Raw genomic sequence first — 23900 nt, 5'->3', positions numbered from 1 at the left:
TTTATCAATGAGACATCTGAAACATATATCTACTAAAACAGTCTTACTATGGAGGATAAGGGTAGTCCCAAAATATTTCTACCTTCATATTTGGAAACTTTTCTTCAAACTGTTGTTTAACATCTTGACAACTTTGGCAAGGGTGTTGCTCTGTATAAAGATAGAGATACCCTTCTATTTGCAAATTGTAGTCTATTTCGAGAATATCTGCAATTTTTGAGAGTAGTTTATATTCAGCATCAGTATCCATGATGCGTCCACTGTAGGAGTCTAGTCCTGGTTGAAATTTTCCTCCTTCTGATCTTGGTTTGGGTCTAGGTATTGGACTTTTTTTGTTAGATGTTGCTTCTAGATGAAAAATCACATCTCCTATTTGTACTTCAGCAACGGCAACATTGTTTTTAACTTTAGGAAATGGTTGCGTACTGATGGGTTTATTGGAGAGCAAAATCTCCCTAATTTTAGCAGCAGATTCTCGTAACCTTTTCTTGATTGGATTTTCGTCTCCATTATTATCTTGCGTATTTGTCATGTAATGATATTAACATCTTATAGGATGTTATTTCCCTGGTAACATGAATGGTAAAGCATCAATCCACTATCCACAATACCAGTATTGCCTTCACAATCAAGATATAAGAACTTTCATCAAAACAGGTATTGAAAAATGATACGTTTAAAACTCTGGCAATGGATCATCCTCATCTCACCAATTGCGATAATTGTCTCCTTCCTACTCATATCCGCAGGAATGCAAATTCACACTTGGGGATTAAGTTGGATTTGGGCATTATTCACCCTTGTATTTGTCGGTTGGCGATGGTTGCTGGTACGCTGGACTAAACCAGCTGTAAATCAAATCGAAGCTGTCTTTGCAGAAGTGCAGGAAGAATTGGAATCTAGCAACGACAATAATATAAATGTGTCAACAGGAATAGATACAGCTACTCAAGTAGAAGCAGAATTACAAAAAGTTCTTACCGCAGCACAAAATGATTCCCCTATTTGGGAAGACTGGCAAACATTTTGGACAAGATGTCAAGATTTAGTAGTAGCAATTTCCCATATCTATAATCCAGAAGTAAGATATCCCTTACTCAACATCTACATTCCCCAAGTTTACGGTTTAATTCGTGGAACTGTAGACGATATGGATCAGTGGATGCAGAAATTATCACCAGTTCTCAATCAAGTTACAGTTGGACAAGCTTATCAAACATACCAAGTCTATCGTAAGTTAGAGCCATCCGCTCGTAAATTCTGGCAAGCTTGGAATTGGGCGCAATGGGTATTAAATCCTGTTGCAGCAGTAGCAAAAAAAGCGAGTGCAGGTGTTAGTAATCGTGCTTCTCAAGAACTACTGATAAATTTGAGCCAACTTTTACGAGAAGCGGCTTTGCGGAATTTGTGCAAACAAGCGATCGCACTCTATGCAGGTACTAAAATTGAATTACCTACCCCCACCCTACCCCAAGGCAAAACTCAAACCCTGCGTGACATTCTTACCCAAGCTGAACCTCCAGAAACAGTTGAGCAAAAACCCCTTAATATTCTCGTTATCGGACGCACAGGTGCAGGTAAAAGTAGTTTAATTAATACTATTTTTCAAAATGAACTTGCAGCAGTTGATGTGTTACCGAGTACAGATAAAATTCAGAATTATCACTGGGAAACAGAAAGCGGAGAAATTCTCAATCTTTGGGATACTCCCGGTTATGAACAAGTCAAACGTGATGATTTGCGGGATTTAGTCATTGATTATGCCAAAAATGCTGATTTGTTATTATTAGTTACTCCCGCACTTGATCCCGCATTGCAGATGGATGTAGACTTTTTAGAAGATATCAAATCAGAAATCGCAGATTTACCCATCATTACCATTGTTACTCAAGTAGATCGTTTGCGTCCTCTTCGTGAATGGCAACCTCCTTATAATTGGGAAATGGGAAATAAACCCAAAGAAATATCTATTCGAGAAGCGACAGAATATCGAAAACAACTTTTAGCAAATTTCTGTAATTTAGTTTTACCAATTGTCACCAGTGATATCAAAACTGGTCGTCATGCTTGGGGTGTAGAAGTGTTATCTTGGGGATTAGTAGAAGCCATATCTCCCGCAAAACAATTACGTCTCACTCGTTTTTTACGTAATCTGGAAATCCGCACGATTGCAGCAGCTAAAATTATCGATCATTATACCTTTCAAATGGCAACAACTCAAGGACTTACTGCACTTCTTAAAAGTCCAGTTTTGCAATTTATTTCTACTCTATCAACCGGTTCTCCTACTCTTGCTTATCTTCTTGCAGAAAAAATTCCCGTCGAACAATTACCTATAGTCATTGGTAAATTACAAATGGCTTATGAACTTTTTCCCCTTTTCAATCCTGATAATTCCCAATCACGCAATTTCGATTTACTATCTCTCTGGCCTTTGTTATTAGAAAATTCTACCACGACAGACCGCAACGCCGAAGCATTTGGTCATGCTTTAATAGAATATTGGACTCAGAATTTAACAATTGAACAACTGCGAGAACGATTTGATTATTATCTTCAATAACAACTGCACTTTATATAGCAATCGTATCTGACTTGTGAACAAGAGTCAGATACCAGATTTCTCAGAAAAGTTGGGTATCTTCCTGATATATATAGCATTTCCTAATCACATGAGATAAATCATAGCCCCCTCCACGAAACAGCGGGGAGGGGGTTGGGGGTGGGGTTCCTCACTCAACCGAGAACCGATATATCTCCTAAATCCATAGCGAAAAACTACCCTCATCATTCAAAGAGAGTAGTTGTTTAGAAATATCCAAACCTATTATTTAGCAATCTTCATTTTCCAAGTTTGCTACTGTCACCGCATTAAGAGCAAAAGCTAAAACTAATGGCATGGGACACTTGTAGATAAATGTATAAATAACAGCTACAATCGTAATAACTACAGCCGTGATTGACCAGAAAAGTTCCTGATTAGTTAATCCATTCTCTTCTTTAATCACTCTCAAAACATGAACCGGAATTGGTTCTGGCATTACTCCTCCAGGAGGAAACGCCCAGTAGTTACCACGTCGCTCGACAAATAAATCTGTCCAGCCGTTTTCCATGCACCATGCTTCAATCCATTGAATAGAGTAATGATTCATCATCGGGATACAATTCCAATTGTGCAATTTGTGTAGTTAGTGAATATAAATCTATAGAAGATTCCTGACTAGCTAATTGATAGCTATAAGATTAACGCTAATTCCATACTTATTAACTTTAGTTAAGCAATTAACACATAAGTTTAAAACATATAAAACATATAAATAATGATCAAAGATGAGCAAATGCTGCTTCCCCTTAATTAAAAGACTAACAGGCTATAGCCGCTATTTCTAGCAAAAGATAATAAACTTTACTTGAAGTTTGCTATGTAAATGAATGTAAAGAACCCTGTGAGTCATTGCTAAAATCTTAAGTAATTCTAAAATCATCAAATATCTAACTTAAACATCAATTTTTCAAGTTAAGAAATATAAAAGTTTCAGTATTTGCTGATTGATATCTGTGAATCAATGTCGATACCAATTCAACTATGTTTATATTCAAAATGCCTCTGCTCAAAAGCTTTTAGCGGCATTCTCATTATCTCATCTATTGCTAGAATGAAATATTTAACACTATGACGACATCAGTCTAAAGTAATAATTTAGTAAAACTTTTATAGATAAACCCTGGCATTTATGACAAAGTTTTAACCAAAATCAACCAGCTACTTAACAGAATAGGGTATGCTGAAATGCATTAAACACTAAATCGGCTATTAAATATGTACTGGCGACAAGGGTTAGCATTACTGTTAGGAATTATTATATGGTGCGTAACATCTCCAGCACGAGCAGACTGGAGTCACCCTCTATCATTTAGCAATGCAGAGTTAGGAAGACACGATTTTTCGGGACAAAGTTTGCAAGCTGCGGAGTTTTCTAACGCAAACTTAGAGATGACTAATTTTACAGGTGCTGACTTGCGGGGAGCCGTTTTGAGTGCTTCCGTCATGACAAAAGCAAATTTACATGGAGCAGATTTAACTAATGCAATGGTTAATGAAGTAAAATTGAATGGCGCTGATCTCAGTGATGCCATTTTGTTAGAAGCTCTTTTGCTCCGTTCTGTCTTTACTGATGTCAACATCACAGGTGCAGATTTTACGGATGCTATTTTAGATAGAGCGCAAATTAAAGAGCTATGTGCAGAAGCCAGTGGTGTGAATTCCCAAACTGGTGTAGAAACTCGTGAGTCGTTAGGATGTCGATAAAACTTGGTATAATTGGTGGCGGACAACTTGCCTGGATGATGAGCGATGCAGCAAACAAGCTAGGAGTAGAATTAATAGTACAAACTCCTAATCAAGATGATCCGGCTGTATCTATTGCTCAAGAAACAGTTTTTGGCGCAGTTGATGATGCCGCAGCGACGGAGATTTTAGCTTCAAAATGCGATATTATCACTTTTGAAAATGAGTTTGTCAATTTAGATGCTTTATATTTGTTAGAGCAGCAAGGTGTTTGTTTTCGTCCCCGATTAGCAGCTTTATCGCCGTTATTAGATAAATATCATCAACGTTGCTATTTACAGGATTTAGGATTACCAGTTCCTCAGTTTTTCGCTTTGGAAAAGCCAGAAGATATTCAAACTAAAATAGAAAATTGGGATTTTCCTATTGTTCTCAAAGCTAGACGACATGGTTATGATGGCCAGGGAACTTTTGTAATCCATGATTTAGCCTCTTTATCAAAAGTAGTAAATCAAAAAAATACACAGTTCTTAGTCGAAGAATTTGTTCCCTTTAAAAAAGAATTGGCTATAATTGCAGCACGTTCTGTAAATGGGGAAATTGTCACTTACCCAGTTGTGGAAACTCAACAACAACAACAGGTATGTCGGAGAGTAATTGCCCCAGCAGATATTACACCCCAGCAAGTAGCAGAAATTCAAGCGATCGCGCATACACTATTAAATAGCCTCCAAGTTGTGGGAGTTTTTGGCATTGAGTTATTTATAACTGCCGATGGTAAAATTTTAGTAAATGAAATTGCACCTCGCACCCATAATTCTGGGCATTTTTCCTTAGATGCTTGTGAAACTTCTCAATTTGAGCAACACCTGAGAGCCGTTTGTGGCTTGCCTTTAGAGCATACCCAGTTAAACTGCACCAGTGCAATTATGGTAAACCTTTTGGGGTATGAAAACTCACACAGCGACTACCAAAGTCAGCGCCAACAACTAGCAGCGATTCCCCACGCTCACTTACACTGGTACGGAAAAACAGAATCTCGTCCAGGACGTAAACTTGGACATCTTACCGTTTTGCTAGAGCAGCAAAACGAACAGACAGCGCTCGATATCATACACCAAATAGAATCTATCTGGTATCCTCCAGAAAAATTTTCCTAAAAAATTTCTCTATTCAACACACAAACTATTTTTGAAGGCTATAATGAGTTAGTTGCACTACGACGTTGGTGACTGCCCACAAGTTTTTTGATCTATGTCTTTAAGAAACTGGGAGCCAAATAGTTCTCGTGGCAGTATACCGGGCTTGTACCCGGAAACTTTAAACGAGCAACATCCGTTCCCACCTGGTATAACCAGGTCATAAACTTAGGCAAAACGGCGTCGCGGTGAACTCAAAATTTTTAGCTCTCAAGTTTAAACAACTTGGGAGTTTTAAATTTTATAGGTCAAGTCGCTTCTCTACGAGACGCTGCGCGAACGCTCCAATTAAAAATTATTATTAATCTTAAATTTTTTGCACCGCCAACTTCTATCCGTCCGGCTTTGTCCCAGTCTTGTTCATCACCTTTACCATCAATAACTGGATGAATAAAGCTGCGCGAACGCTCCTCCAGAAAAATTTTCCTAAAAAATTTCTCTATTCAACACACAAACTATTTTTGAAGGCTATAATGAGTTAGTTGCACTACGACGTTGGTGACTGCCCACAAGTTTTTTGATCTATGTCTTTAAGAAACTGGGAGCCAAATAGTTCTCGTGGCAGTATACCGGGCTTGTACCCGGAAACTTTAAACGAGCAACATCCGTTCCCACCTGGTATAACCAGGTCATAAACTTAGGCAAAACGGCGTCGCGGTGAACTCAAAATTTTTAGCTCTCAAGTTTAAACAACTTGGGAGTTTTAAATTTTATAGGTCAAGTCGCTTCTCTACGAGACGCTGCGCGAACGCTCCAATTAAAAATTATTATTAATCTTAAATTTTTAATTTTTAATTTTTAACTTTTAATTAAAAAAAGGTCAATAATATTCTCATAGGTTTGGTGTTAAGAAAATTAAATTTCTATAATCTGTATAAATTAACTCTTATTTAACTAACATCTGGAGTTATAATAGCATAATTGCGTTAAATTGTGGTTAAAGCTACAAAAACTTGACAAAATACTTAGCTAAAACAGTGTTCCCAGCCTCGGTTTTTCACCTAGACAACGGTTTAACATTTATTCATCAGGAAATTTCCACTACCCCTGTAGTGGCAGCTGATGTTTGGGTTCGCGCTGGAGCTACTTTGGAACCAAATTCTTGGTTCGGAATGGCGCACTTTTTAGAACACATGATTTTTAAAGGTACAGCAAACCTACCCCCAGGAGAGTTTGATTATAACATTGAAAAGATGGGTGGTGTGAGTAATGCAGCTACGAGTCATGATTATACACATTACTCTCTCACCACAGCTGCCCCTTACCTAGCAGATACCTTACCCCATTTAGGGGAACTGTTGCTCAATGCTACAATTGCGGATGATGAATTTATCCGTGAACGAGATGTAGTACTTGAGGAAATTCGCGCTGATGCTGATGATCCTGATTCGATAGGATTTGAATCGCTGCTTAAAAACGTCTATCAAAACCACGCTTATGGACGTTCTGTCTTGGGTACTGAGCAAGAACTGATGCAGCATTCACCAGAAGCAATGCGCTGTTTTCACCGTTCCCACTACCAACCCGAAAATATGACAGTGGTAATTGTGGGAGGAATTGCTCAAGAACCGGCTTGGGAAATTGTCAATCAATCATTTGCAAATTTTAGCGATCGCTCTAATTGCCCCCCATCTGAGAAAATAGTAACACCAGTAATTACAGGAATTCGCCGTCGAGAACTGATTTTACCAAGGCTAGAGCAAGCTAGGTTAATGATGGCATGGATAGCACCAGGAGTAGAACAACTCCGGGACGCACATGGTTTAGATTTCCTTACCGTCTTATTAGCAGAAGGCAGAACTTCGCGTTTAGTCCATGATTTACGGGAAGAAAAGCAACTCGTACAGGCAATTTGTAGTAGCTTTTCTTTACAGCGTGAATCGAGTTTGTTGACAATTACTGCTTGGTTAGAACCAGAATATTTAGAACGAGTCGAGTCTTTAATTTGCCATCATTTGCATAATTTACAAACTACAGATATTAGTGAACCTGAGCTTAATCGCATCCGCAGAACATTGTGTAATGAATATGCATTTTCTACGGAAACACCAAATCAGCTTTCCAGTCTCTATGGTTACTACAATACCATCGCTCAAGCAGAATTAGCTGTTAACTACCCCCAGCAAATTCAATCTTTTAATGCTCAAGAACTGCAAAAATTAGCACAACAGTATATTTGTCCACAGAATTATGCAGTGACAATTCTTAAACCCTATTAGTCATTAGTTCCAAATTATCACTCATGTCTAATAAGTAATTAAGTAAGCCGACCGAATTAAATCAAACCATGTTAAGCAATGTAAAAATATTATAATTCAGTTCGTAGTCAGGGCTTTAGCCCTTATTCGTATCACTAAGGGCGTGCCTCTTGCAGAGGAGCTACGCAAACGCGCCGCGTCTCTTTAGTGAAGCTTCGACCACAGGAGATAGAGAGGACTTAAGTCCTCTCTACAAACCTTTAATTATTTACACCGTCCTACTTACCAATAACCTATAACTAAAATAATGCAAAGTATAGATAATTCTAATTCTCCTATCCATCGCACCATATTAGCCAATGGCATTGTTGTTTTAGTGGCAGAAAATCAAGCTGCGGATATTATTGCCGGAAGGATTTTTGTGCGTGGTGGTAGTTGTTATGAAAATCGAGAGCAAGCAGGGTTATCACATTTGCTATCAGCAGTGATGACAAAAGGTTGTGATGGTTTATCTAGCTTAGAAATTGCCGAAAAAGTCGAGTCTGTAGGAGCAAGTTTAAGCACAGACGCTGGAACTGATTATTTTCTGCTGTCTTTGAAAACAGTAACGGCTGACTTTGCCGAAATTTTAACATTATCGGGGTTGTTATTGCGATCGCCCACATTTCCCGAAACCCAAGTAGAACTAGAAAAGCGATTAGCAATACAAGATATTCGCTCCCAAAAAGAGCAACCCTTTAGTGTTGCTTTTGAGCAAATGCGACAAGCAATGTACCAAGAACATCCATACTCGATGTCAGTTTTAGGTACTGAAAAAACCGTTAACAGCATCACTCGTGCAGACTTAATACAATTTCACCAAACTCATTTTCGTCCAGATAACGTGGTAATTAGTATTGCTGGACGCATTACACCCTCAGCAGCACTAGATTTAGTCACAGAAGTTTTTGGTGACTGGATTTCTCCAGCCGAACCACGCCATATACTTGATTTACCCGCAATTTCTGTCAAACCACAGTTATGCCTCAAACCCTTAAATACACAGCAATCAATCGTCATGCTGGGTTATATGGGGCCGTGCGTGAGCGCCCCTGGATACGCGGCTTTGAAATTGCTGTCTACATACCTAGGAAATGGTCTTTCTAGCCGCTTGTTTGTGGAATTACGAGAAAAAAGAGGTTTGGCTTACGAAGTATCCGCCATTTACTCTACACGCCTCTTTCCCGCCTCATTTGTGGTTTATATGGGTACAGCCCCAGAAAATACTAGTATCGCCCTCCAAGGACTACGCCAAGAAGTAGAACGACTATGTACTACTGAACTATCGGCAGAGGAACTACAAACAGCGAAAAATAAAATTCTGGGTCAGTATGCCTTGGGTAAACAAACTAATGGACAAATTGCTCAAATATACGGTTGGTACGAAATTTTAGGTTTAGGAATTGAATTTGACCAAGAATTCACCGAACTGATTCATAAAGTCACTCCTAAGTTAGCTATGATAGCCGCTCATCGGTATTTACAGGAACCTTATTTGTCTTTAGTTGGTCAAGAAGAAGCAATTCAATCAGTTAGCAATTAACAGTTTGACTTGCACAAAGCGTCACTAATACTGCTTTATCAGAATTAAAAAATTAAAAATTAAAAATTAAAAAAGCAGATTACACAAGCTTTTCAGTAATTTTTAATGGTTGATTGACTTACGCCATTGTGTAAATAGAGCGATCGCATCGCCAGCCTTTGGCATCCCACCAAGGTAAGATAAGTATGAGAAAATTTCCACCAAATAGTATGTTGTATTACTTACTTTTATTCATTGCCACACCTGTGCTAATTAGCTCCTCAGCTATGGTATCAACGGCAGCACCCACCAAAATCGCCCAAGTCAACGCAGTCGGCAACATCAACCGCCCTACGCTCAAACTTGGTAGCCAAGGTGAACGTGTCTTTGAACTTCAAGCTGCCCTGAAACTGTTGGGTTTTTATACAGGTACAGTGGATGGCATTTATCAACAAGGTACAGCTATTGCTGTTTCTCAATTTAAACAAGCTGCTGGCTTAAATCCAGATGGTATTGTAGATTCCATCACTTGGCAAAGACTTTTTCCTAATGTATCGCCGGTTGCCACTATCTCTTCTTCTCCACCACCTATCTCAGCAAATAGTTTAACCGTTCCTACCCAACTCACTGGAACCACCAGAATCAACAACACACCTGTACCAAAACCAACTTCCCGGAATCAGCCTAATCCAAATTTTCAGCCTACTCCGCGAAATCAGCAAAATCCTAGTATTCAATACACCCCAGAAGGGTGGGCAATTTTGCGTTTAGGTAACCGTGGTTCAGAAGTGGTAAAGTTACAAAAACTACTACAAACTCTGGGCTTCTTGAAAGGTAGTATGGATGGAGACTTTGGGATCACCACTGAAGCAGCCGTAAAAGCGGCTCAAATCCGCTATGGGTTAAAACCAGATGGGATAGTTGGTGGTGCTACTTGGCAAGCTTTCTTACGGCGATTACCCCAACAACGTTAGGCTGATACAAAAATATTGTTAATTGATATGAAACACTTTTTATTAACTTGGTTTGGTACTGCGATCGCGTTATTAATTACGGCTAACATTGTTCCTGGATTCATTATCAGAACTTTTGTAGCTGCTTTGATTGCTGCGATTGTCATCGGTTTGGTAAATGCCATTATTCGCCCTTTTTTGAGTTTGTTAACATTTCCCATCACCTTAATTACCTTTGGGTTATTTACATTTGTAATCAACGCTTTAACTCTTTGGCTGGCCAGCGCCTTAACTCCAGGTTCTGATTTTATCATTCAGGGTTTTGTCCCGGCTTTTTTTGGTTCAATTGTGTTGGCAATTGTTTCTAGCATCATTAACTATTTTCTGCGAGTCGTTGATTGAAAAAAGCAGTATGACTTCTGAATTCTGCTGTATTTGCTTTATTTGTATTATTAAGGAATATGAATTAAATCAAGTACAACTCTTAAGTTATATATAGGGTTTGCTGAAAAAGTTGTCTGTGAGGGTAGGGAACAGGGAACTTTTTCAGCAAACCCTACTTATCAAAAAAACTCTCCGCGTCCCCGCGTCTCTCCATCTCCGTGTCAGCCTAATTATAAGTTTTTAACTGGACACGATATTACCGTTTGGGCAATAGCTATTGTCACCGTTCCCACTTCCCCTGGTAAGCGAAAAATTTGTTTAGGAACTAATAACCTTACACCCAAAGTAGTAATTTCACTAGCGGCCAGAATCGCAGAGGCCTCTGCAACACTTGGGGTTCCTATTCTTTCTTCAACAATTTTAGCAGGGTGAGGAACACAGACATTAGCCAGATTTGCGGCTGTGAAGGTTTTTAGAGGTAAATTGTATACCAGACAAAAGTCCTTTAAACCCACTTCATCAGCTTTAGATTCAATTGTAGCCATACCGGAAATCTGAGATCGGCTAAGTTGATTTTCTCGGAAAATTTTCTCAATTGCGGTATTAATTAATAGTGATGAAATTCCTTTTTGACAACCAATACCTACCCATAAAACTTGTAAAAATAATAAATCTACTTGCATAATTTACTCATTCTATAGTATTTAATTAAATTTAATCTTTTCTATATAATCTCGCAAAGACCTTATAAATAGACGTAAAATCACACCAAAGTATGATTTATTTTTTATAAATGTGAATTTTGATACATCAAAAATGATAAGTTTAATACTTTCGCTAAACATAAAAACCGATATATTCAGTACAACTAGCACAGTAGGAAACATCGAGGGAGAAACAAAGCAAAGGTAAAAGGTAAATTACGTCTTCATGTTTACTTTTTTTCTACCCTTGTAGCGTAAGCATTTCATCTTGATGTTTCACTTTCTTCTTTCTCCGCCGTCACAAACTCTCAACAGTTACGGCGGAGTTTTGCTGTCTGAGTGTCACCCAGCAGTTTTGTAGCAGGGAACAGGCTGGAAAGTCTGTGTAATTTTTAGGTTTTCCGAACTTAATACTCTAAACGGCTAAAATATCTTGTGACAATATTCGTGAACTGTAGTGTAATTTTCTCAAAAAACTGTAACCTTCACAGGTGATATGAATCATATCATGTATAACTTGATATACTGCATAATTAATTTTAGAGGCTTTAAGCAAAAAATCTTAGTTGATTGTCTTGTATAAAGCTGCTCATTACCGCTTAAATTACTGTAATCAGTTTACTCAAAAAACATCTACCCAATATGCTACAGAATACTGACTCTCAGCCATCCCTAGTCAATAAAATTAGTCGCTTATCCCAACCGTTCATTTCTCCTGACTTAATCAACGTCAATGTCAACGGTACACTTTACTTTACAGACAGCGACGAAACTAACGGAACTGAGTTGTGGAAAATTGATACTGAGAGTAATCGTGTGTTAGTCAGCGATATCAATCCAGGAGAAGGGAGTTCCAATCCCTACAACCTAACGAACGTCAATGGTACACTCTACTTCACAGCTGATAATGGTACTAACGGAACTGAGTTGTGGAAAATTGACACTGAAGGAAACCCTGTGCAGTTGGATATCAATCTAGGAGAAGGGAGTTCTAATCCCTACAACCTAACGAACGTTAATGGTACACTCTACTTCACATCTGATAATGGTACTAACGGAACTGAGTTGTGGAAAATTGACACAGATGGTCAGCCATTACTAGTTAGTGATATTAATCCGGGAGATGTAAGTTCCAAACCCGAATCTCTGATTAACGTTAATGGCACACTGTACTTCACCGCTAATGATGGTACTAATGGAACTGAGTTGTGGAAGATTGATACAAATGGTCAGCCAGTATTAGTTAGTGATATTAATCCAGGGGAAGGAAATTCTAATCCCCAATCATTGATCAACATCAATGACATACTTTACTTCACAGCGGAGAACGGTACAAACGGTTATGGATTGTGGAAGATTGACACGGATGGCAACCCAGTAGTAGTTAATACTCCAACTGTCAATCGCTCTTCCAATCCCGAATCTCTGATTAACGTTAATGGCACACTGTACTTCACTGCCGATGATGGTACTAACGGCTATGAGTTATGGAAGATTGATACAAATGGTCAGCCAGTACTAGTTAGTGATATCAATCCAGGAGAAGGAAATTCCCACCCATATAACCTAACTAACGTTAATGGCACACTGTACTTCACAGCTGATGACGGTACAAACGGTTATGACTTGTGGAAAATTGATACTCAAGGTAAGGCTGTACGGTTGGATATCAATCCAGGAGAAGGAATTTCCAATCCTTACAACCTAACCAACGTCAACGGCACACTTTATTTCACTGCCGATGATAGTACTAACGGAACTGAGTTATGGAAAATTGATACTCAAGGTGACGCTGTACGGTTGGATATCAATGCGGGGCGAGGAATTTCCAATCCTTACAACCTAAACAGCATCAATAACACACTTTACTTTCTGGCTTATGACGGTACTAACGGCTATGACTTGTGGAAAATTGATAATCAAGGAAACGTCGTGCAGTTCGACATCAATCAGGGAGAGGGGAGTTCCAATCCTTACAACCTAACCAACGTCAACGGTACACTTTATTTCACTGCTGATGATGGTACTAACGGCTATGAGTTATGGAAAATTGATGATCAAGGAAATGCAGTACTAGTCAGCGACATCAATCAGGGAGAAGGAAGTTCCCATCCCAATAACCTAACCAACGTCAACGGCACACTTTATTTCACAGCTGATGATGGTACTAACGGCTATGAGTTATGGAAGATTGACACTCAAGGAAACGTCGTGCGGTTTGACATCAATCAGGAGGGAGGAAGTTTCTATCCCTATAACTTAACTAATGTCAATGACACACTTTACTTCACAGTTTCTGACGATGTGAACGGAACTGAGTTGTGGAAGATTGATAGCAATGGTAATCCTGTTCAATTTGACATCAATCAGGAGGGAGGAAGTTTCTATCCCTATAACTTAACTAATGTCAATGACACACTTTACTTCACAGTTTCTGACGATGTGAACGGAACTGAGTTGTGGAAGATTGATAGCAATGGTAATCCTGTTCAATTTGACATCAATCAGGAGGGAGGAAGTTTCTATCCCTATAACTTAACTAATGTCAATGACACACTTTACTTCACAGTTTCTGACGATGTGAACGGAACTGAGTTGTGGAAGATTGATAGCAATGGCAACCCTGTACAATTTGACATTAATCAAGGAGGAGGAAGTTCTAATCCTTACAACCTGACAAACATTGATGGCACACTTTACTTCACAGCTAATGATGGTATTAATGGCTATGAGTTGTGGAAAATTGATAGCAATGGCAACCCGGCATTAGTCAGCAATATCAATCAGCAGATAGGAAGTTTATATCCCTACACATTAACCAACATTGATGGCACACTTTACTTCACAGCCTCTGATGGTACTAATGGCTATGAGTTGTGGAAAATTGATAATCAAGGCAACCCAGTAAAAGTCAGCGATCTTGGTTATGGAGGACTGCTTTATTATACAGCAGGAGGACTAATTGACATCAAAGAAGTTATTCGCACTTTATCTGATCCAGTTAATAATGCGCCAACAGTGGCTAATATCATTGTTGACCAAAAAGCCATTGAAGACAATGCCTTCAGCTTTACTGTTCCTTCTGACAGCTTCATAGATGTAGATGCTGGAGACGGACTTACTTATACTGCAACTTTGGAAAATGGCGACCCTCTGCCTAGTTGGTTAACTTTCACGGCAGCAACAGTTTCTTTTAGTGGCACTCCTGATTCTCAGGACGCGAGTGATCTCAACATCAAAGTTACAGTCACAGATAGTGCTGGGGCTACAATCAGCGATGTGTTTAACTTGGTGATCGACTCTCCAATTAAAGGTACATCAAATGCAGACAACCTCAAAGGAAACTCGGGCGAAAATAGCATTTTTGGATTAGATGGTAATGACTACCTTAATGGTGGAAGTGGCGACGATACCCTCAATGGTGGCAATGGTAATGACTACCTGAATGGTGGTACAGGTAATGATATCCTCAATGGTGGTAATGGTGATGATACTTACGTTGTAGATAGTCTCCAAGATACGATTACCGAAGGAGACAATGCAGGTATTGATGTTGTCAAAGCATCTGTAAGTTTTATATTGGGAGACAATGTAGAACGTCTCATCCTGACTGGTAAGTTTAATACTTTCGCTAAACATAAAAACCGATATATTCAGTACAACTAGCACAGTAGGAAACATCGAGGGAGAAACAAAGCAAAGGTAAAAGGTAAATTACGTCTTCATGTTTACTTTTTTTCTACCCTTGTAGCGTAAGCATTTCATCTTGATGTTTCACTTTCTTCTTTCTCCGCCGTCACAAACTCTCAACAGTTACGGCGGAGTTTTGCTGTCTGAGTGTCACCCAGCAGTTTTGTAGCAGGGAACAGGCTGGAAAGTCTGTGTAATTTTTAGGTTTTCCGAACTTAATACTCTAAACGGCTAAAATATCTTGTGACAATATTCGTGAACTGTAGTGTAATTTTCTCAAAAAACTGTAACCTTCACAGGTGATATGAATCATATCATGTATAACTTGATATACTGCATAATTAATTTTAGAGGCTTTAAGCAAAAAATCTTAGTTGATTGTCTTGTATAAAGCTGCTCATTACCGCTTAAATTACTGTAATCAGTTTACTCAAAAAACATCTACCCAATATGCTACAGAATACTGACTCTCAGCCATCCCTAGTCAATAAAATTAGTCGCTTATCCCAACCGTTCATTTCTCCTGACTTAATCAACGTCAATGTCAACGGTACACTTTACTTTACAGACAGCGACGAAACTAACGGAACTGAGTTGTGGAAAATTGACACTGAAGGAAACCCTGTGCAGTTGGATATCAATCTAGGAGAAGGGAGTTCTAATCCCTACAACCTAACGAACGTTAATGGTACACTCTACTTCACATCTGATAATGGTACTAACGGAACTGAGTTGTGGAAAATTGACACTGAAGGAAACCCTGTGCAGTTGGATATCAATCTAGGAGAAGGGAGTTCTAATCCCTACAACCTAACGAACGTTAATGGTACACTCTACTTCACATCTGATAATGGTACTAACGGAACTGAGTTGTGGAAAATTGACACTGAAGGAAACCCTGTGCAGTTGGATATCAATCTAGGAGAAGGGAGTTCTAATCCCTACAACCTAACGAACGTTAATGGTACACTCTACTTCACATCTGATAATGGTACTAACGGAACTGAGTTGTGGAAAATTGACACTGAAGGAAACCCTGTGCAGTTGGATATCAATCTAGGAGAAGGGAGTTCTGGAGATGGTAATGATTACCTGTTTGGATTAGGTGGCAACGACATCCTCAATGGTGGCAATGGTAATGACTACCTTAATGGTGGTACAGGTGATGATGTGCTGATAGGCGGAGTTGGTGTAGACCGATTAACTGGTGGAACTGGTAGCGATCGCTTTATACTAGCTAATACACAGGCTGGAGATTTTGATATTATTACTGACTTCACTGTCGGTGATACTGTCTTAATATCTAAGTTAGAATTTGGACTCAATCAAGAACTGGGCGCTCTTGACTCCAGTGTGTTTAGACTTGGTTCTAGTGCTATCTTAGGAAGCGATCGCTTTATCTACGATCAAATTCACGGTAAACTTTTCTTTGATGCTGACGGAGTTGGTACTACAGCACAAGTTCAAATAGCGCTGTTTTCCAATCAAGCATCTCTTGCCAGTACCGATATAATTGTGACTGAGGCCAGTATTTAGGCATCATATCAAGTCTGGCTAATTGGGGCTTGCTGAATAAGTTGTTTGTGGGCATAGGGTTTTATCTTTTTTCAGCAAGCCCTACTTATTAAAAAAAATCTCCGCGCGATTCCCTAATTATCAGTCTTGAACCGAACAGGATATTACTCTTGCGCCCCAGCTAGTCTTAAAATCCGCGCAATTCCCTGATAGTTATTAAATTCGGCAATCATTAAAGCTGTATAACCACCTTTATTTCTTAAATTCACATCCGCCCCAGAGGTAAGTAACATCTGCACAGCTTGACTATAACCCTCTGCGGCAGCCCACATTAACGCCGTTGCCCCAGATGAGTCTTGAAAATTTACATCTGCGCCTTTTGCTAACAGCAGTTTGAAGACTTCTGGATGGTTGCTGGCTATGGCTTTGACTAAAGCTGTTTTACCATCATCTGCTAAGGCATTGACATTAGCTCCATAGTCAACTAGCGTTTTTACTGTTTTGGTATGTCCTTGAGATGCTGCTAATGTGAGGGCAACTTCACCAAAGTTTTTTTTATCCATGTCAGCCCCAGAATGCAACAAAGCTGCAACTAGTTCGCTGTGTCCCTGGAATGAGGCTACAAGCAGGGGTGTATCACCCAGATGATTTCTAATTTGGACATCTGCACCCCGTTGAAGTAATACTTGCACTACATCAAGATAGCCTTCGACAACAGCACAATGCAGGGCTGTTTCACCTTCTTTATCTTGGTGATTAATTTTTGCACCTCCATCTAACAAAGCTGCAACAATATTACTGTTTCCTATGGCAGCAGCAGCTAACAGTGCAGTACCACCATCGTGGTTTTTCAGATTAGCATCAGCCCCATTTAACAATAGTGTTTGCACCATTTCTAAATTTCCTAAGTCTACCGCTGTCATTAAGGGTGTCTCACCTTCTGCATCTGGGCTATTGACAATAGGACTATTTTGTGATATGGCTTTGACAACTTCTGTCCAGTTGTGCTTGATTGCTAGTTTTAAAGCGGTATCATTATCTTTATCGGTAATATTTGCCTTGGCACCCGCAGCTAATAAGATTTCCACCACATTGAGATGACCTTTGACTGCTGCTGCCATTAAGGCGGTGCTACCATCTTCATTAATAGCATTTACGTCGGCACCTCTAGATATTAACAGCTTAATAATATCAAGTTGATTGCTACTAGCTGCCAACATTAACGCCGTCAACCCATAGGTTTTTCTGGGTAAGTTGAGATTAGCGCCAAAATCTAAGAGCGATCGCACTATTTCTGTATAACCTAAATTCGCCGCGAACATTAACGCAGTCGTGCCATTGCGATCGCACACATCTACCTCAACACCACTAGCCAGTAACTCACACAGACTCTTGATATCGCCACTTTTGGCAGCTTTTAGTAGGAAGTTATCTTTGTTTTCAGTCATAAAGGAATTCCCGCTTAAACGTATATTCTTTAATTTATAGCCGTGTACAAGGTGGTTAGGACATCAATTGATAATAAAACTCCCACTACAAGAGGGTTTTACTCCTGTACGGGCGAACGGCCGTTCGCCCCTCCCGACTCCTGACTCCTGACTCCTGCTATAGCGTCACTATTTAGTCTGAGATTGTTTAAGTACTTTGGCAAGAGGGAAATAAAAGTACTGAGTTCTCAGCTTTAAACTAAGGTATGCTAATTTTTATTAAGATTTAATAATTGGAAGAGAACACGATGAGCCTCGAACTTTCTCCAGCAGTGAAATATGGTTTGAATTTCTTTCACCCAGTGATGATGTGGATACTACTAGCACTGTCACTGTATGCTGCCTACTTGGGTCTGCAAGTACAGCGTACCAGAAATGCTAAGGGTGAAGAAAAGAAAGAACTCATTCAAGGCAAATATACAGTCAAGCACTACCAAATCGGCTCTATTCTTTTAGCTTTGATGGTAGCAGGTTCAATTGGTGGCATGGCTGTCACCTATATCAATAATGGTAAATTGTTTTTTGGTCCACACCTGTTAGCCGGTCTGAGTATGACAGGTTTGATAGCATTTTCTGCGTCTCTTTCCCCCTTTATGCAAAAAGGAGCAAATTGGGCGCGTGTAACTCATATTTTGCTTAATTTCGCTATTTTAGGGCTTTTTATATGGCAGGCTATCTCTGGCGTAGAAATTGTCCAAAAAATTCTCACTCAAGCATAGTCAGGTGTCAAGTCGCTTCTCTACGAGACGCTGCGCGAACGCTGCAATTAAAAATTAAAAATTATTAATTAAAAATTATTATTAATCTTAAATTTTTAATTTTTAACTTTTAATTAAAAAAGGTCAGTGGTCAGTTGTATTGTGCTACTGACCATTGACAAATAAATCTAAGTAGCCATCATGAACTGCGTACACCAGGACACATGAAAAACTTCTTATTCCCCTCATCGCTTGCGGGGAGGGGTTAGGGGTGGGGTCTTATTTTCAAGTCAGGTCTTCACTTGTTATGAGACTTAAGAGGAAAGGCCATACCCTGAGACTGATGAAAATCCTCCTGGACTTTGCGGGTTAAACGACGGGAGACTTGGCGGACAATTTGATGAAGTAAGCGATCGCCTGTAGACTGAATTAGAGAATGGGGTAAACGCTGAATAAATCTGGGAAAATGAAGCTCAACCATCAAATCTAATTGCCATTCTACCTTTGTCATCTCAGCGGCACTTTCTACCAATTGCAGCGATGCATTATAGTCTACGTCATAACCAGGCGCTTGGTAATCAGGGATAGGAATAGTCCGAATGCAATAATTACCCTGTTCTGGATCTAACAATTCCAAACCAATTTTCGGCTCTACTTCATAACCAAAAGAACCAAACCGACCAATTACTAACGCATAGCCATTTTTTCCCAAAGGTTGCACTTTCATCGGTTCAGCGCAGCGTGTGAACCATGAGGAGTGAGAATCCAGATAATCAGCAACCTTACTCACAGGAGCATACATTTCCATACAATCTTGATGATGGCTGTGAAATCTGCTTATATTTATATTATCTTCTTTAAAAGCAGTTTCATCGATTGTCACGCTTGATTCCACAGATAAAACTGATTCATTTATTTCCACAGATGGATAATCCCAGTTGTTTGCTACCATAAGTGTGTTTTTTGTAAAGATAGAAGTTTGTCTATATTCATGATTCCCACTTCGGGATAATTTTTTCACAAAAAAATGCAAATTTCACGAAAACCTCAAAAATCTGTCATCAACTCCATAGAATCACTACAATAAAGAACTGAACAAGCACATATTAGTTTCCCAAGATAGCGCTAATTATGAAAGTATTTGTAGCAGGGGCAACAGGTGAAACAGGTCGTCGCATTATCCAAGAGCTAGTTGCGAGAAATATTCCTGTCCGCGCCTTGGTGAGAGATCCAGAAAAAGCTAAGGCTATTTTATCTCCTGATGTCGAAATAGTTGTAGGCGATGTATTACAACCAGAAAGCCTATCTGCGGGATTAGGTGATAGCACGGTAGTAATCTGCGCCACAGGTGCAAGTCCCAGTTTTGACCCTACAGGCCCCTATAAAGTAGATTTTGAAGGGACAAAAAATTTAGTAACTGCTGCTCAAGCCCAGCAGATTCAGCATTTTGTCTTAGTTTCTTCTTTGTGTGTTTCCCAGCTTTTTCATCCGTTGAACCTATTTTGGCTGATTTTAGTTTGGAAAAAGCAAGCTGAGGAATATATCCAAAAAAGTGGAATTACCTATACTATTGTCCGACCAGGAGGTTTGAAAAATGAAGATAACTCCGATGGTATAGTGATGCAGAGTGCTGATACATTATTCGATGGTAGCATCCCTCGGCAAAAAGTGGCTCAGGTATGTGTTGAGTCTCTTTTTGAACCCGCTGCGCGTAATAAAATTGTGGAAATCGTGGCTAGAGTAGGAGAGACTACGAAAAGTTGGAGGGAATTATTTGAGCCGGTTAAGTCTTTTTGATCAAACGCAGAGGGACGCTGAGGTTAGCGCAGAGGTTCGCTGAGTTTTGATGATCCAATATCTATGTTTGTTATGAGGAGTTAGGTTCTGAAAGGCTTTGAACTCAAAGGTGTAGAAAAACTGATTGGCCCTTTAGCGGCGCTGCTCGGTTTTGTATATTTATTACAGTGGTATGTTGGTGGAGATTTACATTCGCCTTCCGAACCTCTGTTTGGGGGAAAGCAGCCTCCATTGGTGATGAAAGATGGTGATCCTTACATTCGGGCTTTGATGCGAACTATCTCTACCAGTGAGGCTAATAGTAAGCGTCCCTATTCTCTCTTATATGGTGGTCAGCAAGTTAGTGATCTGAGTCGGCATCCTGAAATATGTGTCACCATTGTGGTAGGTCCAAATACAGGTAATTGTTCCACTGCTGCTGGTAGATATCAAATTATTAATACTACTTGGTATGAAATTGCTCCCCGCTATCATCCAAATCCGCCCATGCAGTTAATGTTTTGGTCTCATTATAGCTTTGAAGCAGAGTATCAAGATGTAGTAGTTTATCGTTGGTTGAATGATTCACGAGTTTGGGGAACTGATATTTCTCAACTCCTGCGTCAGCAAAAGTTAAATGAAGTTTTACGGCGACTTTCTCCCACTTGGACAAGTTTAGGATATGGCATAGAGACTAATCAGAATACTCGCTTTTTACCTCAAGTTTATCAGCAATTATTGCAAGAAGAATTAAAAGCTGCTAATCAACCAGCGAAGGGAATTTTGACACCTTCTCCAATTCTTCAGAGTCCACAAAAAAAACCACAAAATCGACCTAATTGAAAGTTATTTGGTAAGTATTCAGGATAAAGAATACAGAAGATGCTACGCAGACCTGCGGTTCAGGAGAATAAAGGCTTTTTTAGTAAACTTTGATAATTTTGATAAAATCTTACCTCTCTCTATTCTTCATTTCATAAGCATTCTGACTCCTGACTCCTGACTCCTGAATTCTTACGTTATTTGAGTTAATCAATCAAAAAATTTCTGATATTTTTTACAAAGTCTAATGTATTTTCTAAGTGAATATTATGTGCAGATTTATTAATTATTCGTAACTGCGAAAATTCACATCTGTAAGACATTGCTGTATTGATATTTACAAATTTTTTATCATTTTTGCCAACTAGCAACAGCAATGGAAGTTTATTTTGTTCTAGCTTTTCCCAAAGAGAAGGCTGATATCCATTGCCCATAAATTGCAGTGACTTTACCAGTTCTAGAGGATTATTTTCTAACCTACTTTCTAGCATTGGTGGATATTGAGAATGATTTTTGATATTACCAAAGATTGGCTGATTGTACCAATTATTGAGGAAGGTTTGAAAATCTTTTTTATTAATAATTCGGGTTAATTTACTGGCAATTTGGAAATCACTTTTAATTCTGGCTAATCTTTCTGTATCTGTTGGTATACCTGGGGAAGCTGATTCTAAGACAACTTTGATAAATTTTTCGGGGAAATATAGAGTTAAATATAACGCTAATCTTCCTCCCATTGAATATCCGATTAAGAAGCATTGGGATATTTTTAATTCATCTAATAAGTTGATTATCGCTGGGGCGGTTTGTTCCATTTTATAATATTCATCTCCTCCCAAAACTTGAGTTTTACCATGTCCAGGTAAGTCAAGGGTGAGATAAGAAAAATCTTCACCTAGTAATTTTATGGCTTCATCAAATTCATCAAGATTACCCATGAAGCCATGTAGGAAAAGAATTAGTGGTTTTTGGGAATTGTCAATTAAAGAATAATTAAATTTATATTTTTCTAAATTCATTTTTTTATTCTAATAAGAATGGATTTCATTTAAGAAATAACTTCCATAGGAATATAAATTTGAAATTCTGTACCTTTATCTGGACTAGAAAAGCAGAGTATTTTACCCTTATGTTCTTCAACAACAATTTGGTAAGTAATAGATAATCCTAAACCAGTTCCTTTACCTATGGGTTTTGTGGTGAAGAAGGGATCAAATATTCGTTGCTGATTTTCTTTAGGAATTCCAACACCATTATCGGTAATGGAAATTAAAACACAATTAGCTTCTACTAACTTAGTAGTAATAGAAATTTGGGGATTTCTTGGTAATTGTTTAGCTTGTAAAGCATCAATAGCATTTGTTAAGACATTCAAAAAAACTTGGTTAAGTTTTGCAGGATAACACTCTACTAGTGGTAATTTATCGTATTCTTTAATGATTTCAATTGCTGATGAATTGAATTGGTTATTGAATCGGCATTGCAAAATCATGATAATACTGTCTATGTCTTTATGAATATCAACTTTTTTGATTTCAGTTTCACCCAAGTGAGAGAAAGTTCGCAAAGAAAGCACAATATCGCGGATACGGGTTGTGCCGACTTCCATCGATTTGATGAGTTGTGGTAAATCCGACTTAATAAAATTTAGATCAATTAATTTTGTAAAAATCTTTATTTCTATTTCTGTATCAACTTTAAGATGATATTTTTCATAAAGTTCTATTAACTTTAACAAATCTGCCGTGTATTGTTGAGCATGAGGAAGGTTAGGATGGATAAAATTGATAGAATTATTGAGTTCGTGAGCTATTCCGGCTACAAGTTGTCCCAAGCTAAACATTTTTTCTTTTTGGATGAGTTGAACTTGTGTTTTTTCTACTTCATTTAAAGCTTCTTGAATTTTATTATCGCTAATGGTTAAGTTTTTTAATGTATGAAAAAGCAAAATGAAAAAATTTATTAATGCTAAACATAAACCAGTGATTTGAATAGTTTGTAATGTATAAGTTCTGTTATTAGATATCTGCTGTTGTTCTGTAGTGATCTGATTCATCAAGTCTAATAATTGGAGGTTATTCTCATTTGAATAGACTATAGCATCTTGTAATGATTGCCGAGAAATTTTATTTTTAGATGAAATAATCGGTTCAATTTTGACTTTATAGGGATTCCAAATCGCTTCTGCTTGAGTGAGCAGATTTTTTATCTTAGTACTTTTCAGATATGAAATATATACTGGCTTTTCATCACTACCTGTGACGGTTTTACCTATTTTAAATCCTATTAAAGTTTCATCAAATTGCTTATAAGCCTGGGCTAATTCATCCTGTGCAGCAGAGATTGTTTTTTCGGTCTGCTCTGCTATTTGTAATTGCAAGATAGTTTTAGAAATTCTTTGTGATAGCATTCGCTGACGACCAGCTAAGTTAATAATTAGAGCATCTTCTTTTAATTGAGAAGAAATCAAAAAATTAGGGAGAAGAACACCTAAATCAAAACACAAAAACAGACCAGCCGAAAAGAAAATAATGCGGTACTTTCCTTTAAAAAATAGATATGTAGGCAATATTTGCTTGAATTTTGCTATCATGACTCAATACTGGGAAACTGCTATCTTGTAAA

19 protein-coding genes and 2 other RNA genes are annotated in these 23900 nt (G+C 38.5%); 14 read left to right on the top strand and 7 right to left on the bottom strand.

All coding sequences use genetic code 11. From position 1 onward, the window contains the following. Positions 1 to 46 precede the first annotated feature (46 nt). The gene (locus tag A9Y75_RS08325; protein WP_071189100.1) at positions 47 to 532 is read right to left on the bottom strand and encodes a deaminase domain-containing protein; all 486 of its coding nucleotides are present in this window, start codon (positions 530 to 532) and stop codon (positions 47 to 49) included. A gap of 135 nt (positions 533 to 667) precedes the next feature. On the opposite strand from A9Y75_RS08325, the gene A9Y75_RS08320 reads away from it, so the two are divergent. After that, positions 668 to 2563, top strand: coding sequence for a GTPase family protein (locus tag A9Y75_RS08320; RefSeq protein ID WP_071189099.1), 1896 nt, complete (start codon positions 668 to 670; stop codon positions 2561 to 2563). 268 nt (positions 2564 to 2831) lie between these two features. On the opposite strand, the gene A9Y75_RS08315 is transcribed toward A9Y75_RS08320, so the two are convergent. Further along, entirely contained in the window at positions 2832 to 3155 is a 324-nt protein-coding gene (locus A9Y75_RS08315) for a hypothetical protein (protein ID WP_177176138.1), read from the bottom strand. Between the two features lie 665 nt (positions 3156 to 3820). On the opposite strand from A9Y75_RS08315, the gene A9Y75_RS08310 reads away from it, so the two are divergent. From A9Y75_RS08310 to A9Y75_RS08275, 8 genes are all read left to right on the top strand, one after another. Further along, complete coding sequence (locus A9Y75_RS08310; RefSeq protein ID WP_071189097.1) at positions 3821 to 4309, top strand: pentapeptide repeat-containing protein; 489 nt, start codon at positions 3821 to 3823, stop codon at positions 4307 to 4309. Beyond that, entirely contained in the window at positions 4300 to 5448 is a 1149-nt protein-coding gene (locus A9Y75_RS08305) for a 5-(carboxyamino)imidazole ribonucleotide synthase (RefSeq protein WP_071189096.1), read from the top strand. Before A9Y75_RS08310 ends, A9Y75_RS08305 begins: the two co-directional genes overlap by 10 nt. A gap of 51 nt (positions 5449 to 5499) precedes the next feature. Then, a non-coding RNA gene (ssrS, locus tag A9Y75_RS08300) (6S RNA) lies at positions 5500 to 5683 on the top strand. 285 nt (positions 5684 to 5968) lie between these two features. Next, positions 5969 to 6152, top strand: a non-coding RNA gene (ssrS, locus tag A9Y75_RS08295) — 6S RNA. A 312-nt stretch (positions 6153 to 6464) separates the two neighbouring features. After that, entirely contained in the window at positions 6465 to 7706 is a 1242-nt protein-coding gene (locus tag A9Y75_RS08290; protein ID WP_071189095.1) for a pitrilysin family protein, read from the top strand. Positions 7707 to 7992: 286 nt separating this feature from the next. After that, positions 7993 to 9267 carry a pitrilysin family protein gene (locus A9Y75_RS08285; RefSeq protein WP_143046381.1) on the top strand — a complete coding sequence of 425 codons (1275 nt, stop codon included), beginning with the start codon at positions 7993 to 7995 and terminating at the stop codon, positions 9265 to 9267. Positions 9268 to 9452: 185 nt separating this feature from the next. Beyond that, positions 9453 to 10220 (top strand): peptidoglycan-binding domain-containing protein, encoded by a 768-nt coding sequence (locus tag A9Y75_RS08280; protein ID WP_236721358.1) that lies wholly within the window; start codon positions 9453 to 9455, stop codon positions 10218 to 10220. 27 nt (positions 10221 to 10247) lie between these two features. After that, complete coding sequence (locus A9Y75_RS08275) at positions 10248 to 10601, top strand: phage holin family protein (protein ID WP_071189092.1); 354 nt, start codon at positions 10248 to 10250, stop codon at positions 10599 to 10601. A gap of 212 nt (positions 10602 to 10813) precedes the next feature. Here the strand turns inward: A9Y75_RS08275 and A9Y75_RS08270 are convergent, their stop codons facing one another. Continuing rightward, entirely contained in the window at positions 10814 to 11266 is a 453-nt protein-coding gene (locus A9Y75_RS08270; RefSeq protein ID WP_071189091.1) for a cobalamin biosynthesis protein, read from the bottom strand. 663 nt (positions 11267 to 11929) lie between these two features. Between A9Y75_RS08270 and A9Y75_RS08265 the strand changes: the two genes are divergently transcribed. Together A9Y75_RS08265 and A9Y75_RS30070 are read left to right on the top strand one after the other, a co-directional pair. Beyond that, positions 11930 to 14953, top strand: a complete 3024-nt coding sequence (locus A9Y75_RS08265; protein WP_071189090.1) for a putative Ig domain-containing protein — start codon at positions 11930 to 11932, stop codon at positions 14951 to 14953. A gap of 474 nt (positions 14954 to 15427) precedes the next feature. Next, on the top strand, positions 15428 to 16513 hold the full coding sequence (locus tag A9Y75_RS30070; RefSeq protein WP_071189089.1) for a DUF5050 domain-containing protein: 1086 nt from the start codon (positions 15428 to 15430) through the stop codon (positions 16511 to 16513). A gap of 143 nt (positions 16514 to 16656) precedes the next feature. Here the strand turns inward: A9Y75_RS30070 and A9Y75_RS08255 are convergent, their stop codons facing one another. Next, the gene (locus tag A9Y75_RS08255; RefSeq protein ID WP_071189088.1) at positions 16657 to 17940 is read right to left on the bottom strand and encodes an ankyrin repeat domain-containing protein; all 1284 of its coding nucleotides are present in this window, start codon (positions 17938 to 17940) and stop codon (positions 16657 to 16659) included. Between the two features lie 287 nt (positions 17941 to 18227). Between A9Y75_RS08255 and A9Y75_RS08250 the strand changes: the two genes are divergently transcribed. Next, positions 18228 to 18698 (top strand): DUF4079 domain-containing protein, encoded by a 471-nt coding sequence (locus A9Y75_RS08250; protein WP_071189087.1) that lies wholly within the window; start codon positions 18228 to 18230, stop codon positions 18696 to 18698. Between the two features lie 277 nt (positions 18699 to 18975). Here A9Y75_RS08250 and A9Y75_RS08245 read toward each other — a convergent pair whose 3' ends face one another. After that, entirely contained in the window at positions 18976 to 19629 is a 654-nt protein-coding gene (locus A9Y75_RS08245; RefSeq protein WP_071189086.1) for a DUF1997 domain-containing protein, read from the bottom strand. A gap of 179 nt (positions 19630 to 19808) precedes the next feature. Here A9Y75_RS08245 and A9Y75_RS08240 point away from each other — a divergent pair, with 179 nt between their 5' ends. Both A9Y75_RS08240 and A9Y75_RS08235 read left to right on the top strand, forming a co-directional pair. Beyond that, entirely contained in the window at positions 19809 to 20474 is a 666-nt protein-coding gene (locus A9Y75_RS08240; RefSeq protein WP_071189085.1) for an SDR family oxidoreductase, read from the top strand. A gap of 120 nt (positions 20475 to 20594) precedes the next feature. Then, a complete protein-coding gene (locus A9Y75_RS08235; RefSeq protein WP_236721376.1) occupies positions 20595 to 21296 on the top strand; it encodes a glycoside hydrolase family protein in 702 nt (233 codons plus the stop codon). A 185-nt stretch (positions 21297 to 21481) separates the two neighbouring features. Here A9Y75_RS08235 and menH read toward each other — a convergent pair whose 3' ends face one another. Together menH and A9Y75_RS08225 are read right to left on the bottom strand one after the other, a co-directional pair. Continuing rightward, the gene (menH, locus tag A9Y75_RS08230) at positions 21482 to 22294 is read right to left on the bottom strand and encodes a 2-succinyl-6-hydroxy-2,4-cyclohexadiene-1-carboxylate synthase (protein ID WP_071189083.1); all 813 of its coding nucleotides are present in this window, start codon (positions 22292 to 22294) and stop codon (positions 21482 to 21484) included. Between the two features lie 29 nt (positions 22295 to 22323). Continuing rightward, positions 22324 to 23868: an ATP-binding protein gene (locus A9Y75_RS08225; RefSeq protein ID WP_071189082.1), complete on the bottom strand. Its 1545-nt coding sequence runs from the start codon at positions 23866 to 23868 to the stop codon at positions 22324 to 22326. Between the last annotated feature and the right edge of the window lie 32 nt (positions 23869 to 23900).

Source organism: Trichormus sp. NMC-1, assembly GCF_001858025.1.
Classification (GTDB): domain Bacteria; phylum Cyanobacteriota; class Cyanobacteriia; order Cyanobacteriales; family Nostocaceae; genus Anabaena.
Note: the sequence above shows the minus strand (reverse complement) of the source record. Positions and strands in the feature narration are given on the sequence as shown.

Coding starts and splice junctions, on each gene's coding strand:
- A9Y75_RS08305 (WP_071189096.1), top strand. CDS start 4,300: ATGTCGATAAAACTTGGTATAATTGGTGGCGGACAACTTGCCTGGATG.
- A9Y75_RS08280 (WP_236721358.1), top strand. CDS start 9,453: ATGAGAAAATTTCCACCAAATAGTATGTTGTATTACTTACTTTTATTC.
- A9Y75_RS08225 (WP_071189082.1), bottom strand. CDS start 23,868: ATGATAGCAAAATTCAAGCAAATATTGCCTACATATCTATTTTTTAAA.
- A9Y75_RS08245 (WP_071189086.1), bottom strand. CDS start 19,629: ATGGTAGCAAACAACTGGGATTATCCATCTGTGGAAATAAATGAATCA.
- A9Y75_RS08320 (WP_071189099.1), top strand. CDS start 668: ATGATACGTTTAAAACTCTGGCAATGGATCATCCTCATCTCACCAATT.
- A9Y75_RS08255 (WP_071189088.1), bottom strand. CDS start 17,940: ATGACTGAAAACAAAGATAACTTCCTACTAAAAGCTGCCAAAAGTGGC.
- A9Y75_RS30070 (WP_071189089.1), top strand. CDS start 15,428: ATGCTACAGAATACTGACTCTCAGCCATCCCTAGTCAATAAAATTAGT.
- A9Y75_RS08310 (WP_071189097.1), top strand. CDS start 3,821: ATGTACTGGCGACAAGGGTTAGCATTACTGTTAGGAATTATTATATGG.
- menH (WP_071189083.1), bottom strand. CDS start 22,294: ATGAATTTAGAAAAATATAAATTTAATTATTCTTTAATTGACAATTCC.
- A9Y75_RS08325 (WP_071189100.1), bottom strand. CDS start 532: ATGACAAATACGCAAGATAATAATGGAGACGAAAATCCAATCAAGAAA.
- A9Y75_RS08250 (WP_071189087.1), top strand. CDS start 18,228: ATGAGCCTCGAACTTTCTCCAGCAGTGAAATATGGTTTGAATTTCTTT.
- A9Y75_RS08240 (WP_071189085.1), top strand. CDS start 19,809: ATGAAAGTATTTGTAGCAGGGGCAACAGGTGAAACAGGTCGTCGCATT.
- A9Y75_RS08315 (WP_177176138.1), bottom strand. CDS start 3,155: ATGATGAATCATTACTCTATTCAATGGATTGAAGCATGGTGCATGGAA.
- A9Y75_RS08270 (WP_071189091.1), bottom strand. CDS start 11,266: ATGCAAGTAGATTTATTATTTTTACAAGTTTTATGGGTAGGTATTGGT.
- A9Y75_RS08285 (WP_143046381.1), top strand. CDS start 7,993: ATGCAAAGTATAGATAATTCTAATTCTCCTATCCATCGCACCATATTA.
- A9Y75_RS08265 (WP_071189090.1), top strand. CDS start 11,930: ATGCTACAGAATACTGACTCTCAGCCATCCCTAGTCAATAAAATTAGT.
- A9Y75_RS08275 (WP_071189092.1), top strand. CDS start 10,248: ATGAAACACTTTTTATTAACTTGGTTTGGTACTGCGATCGCGTTATTA.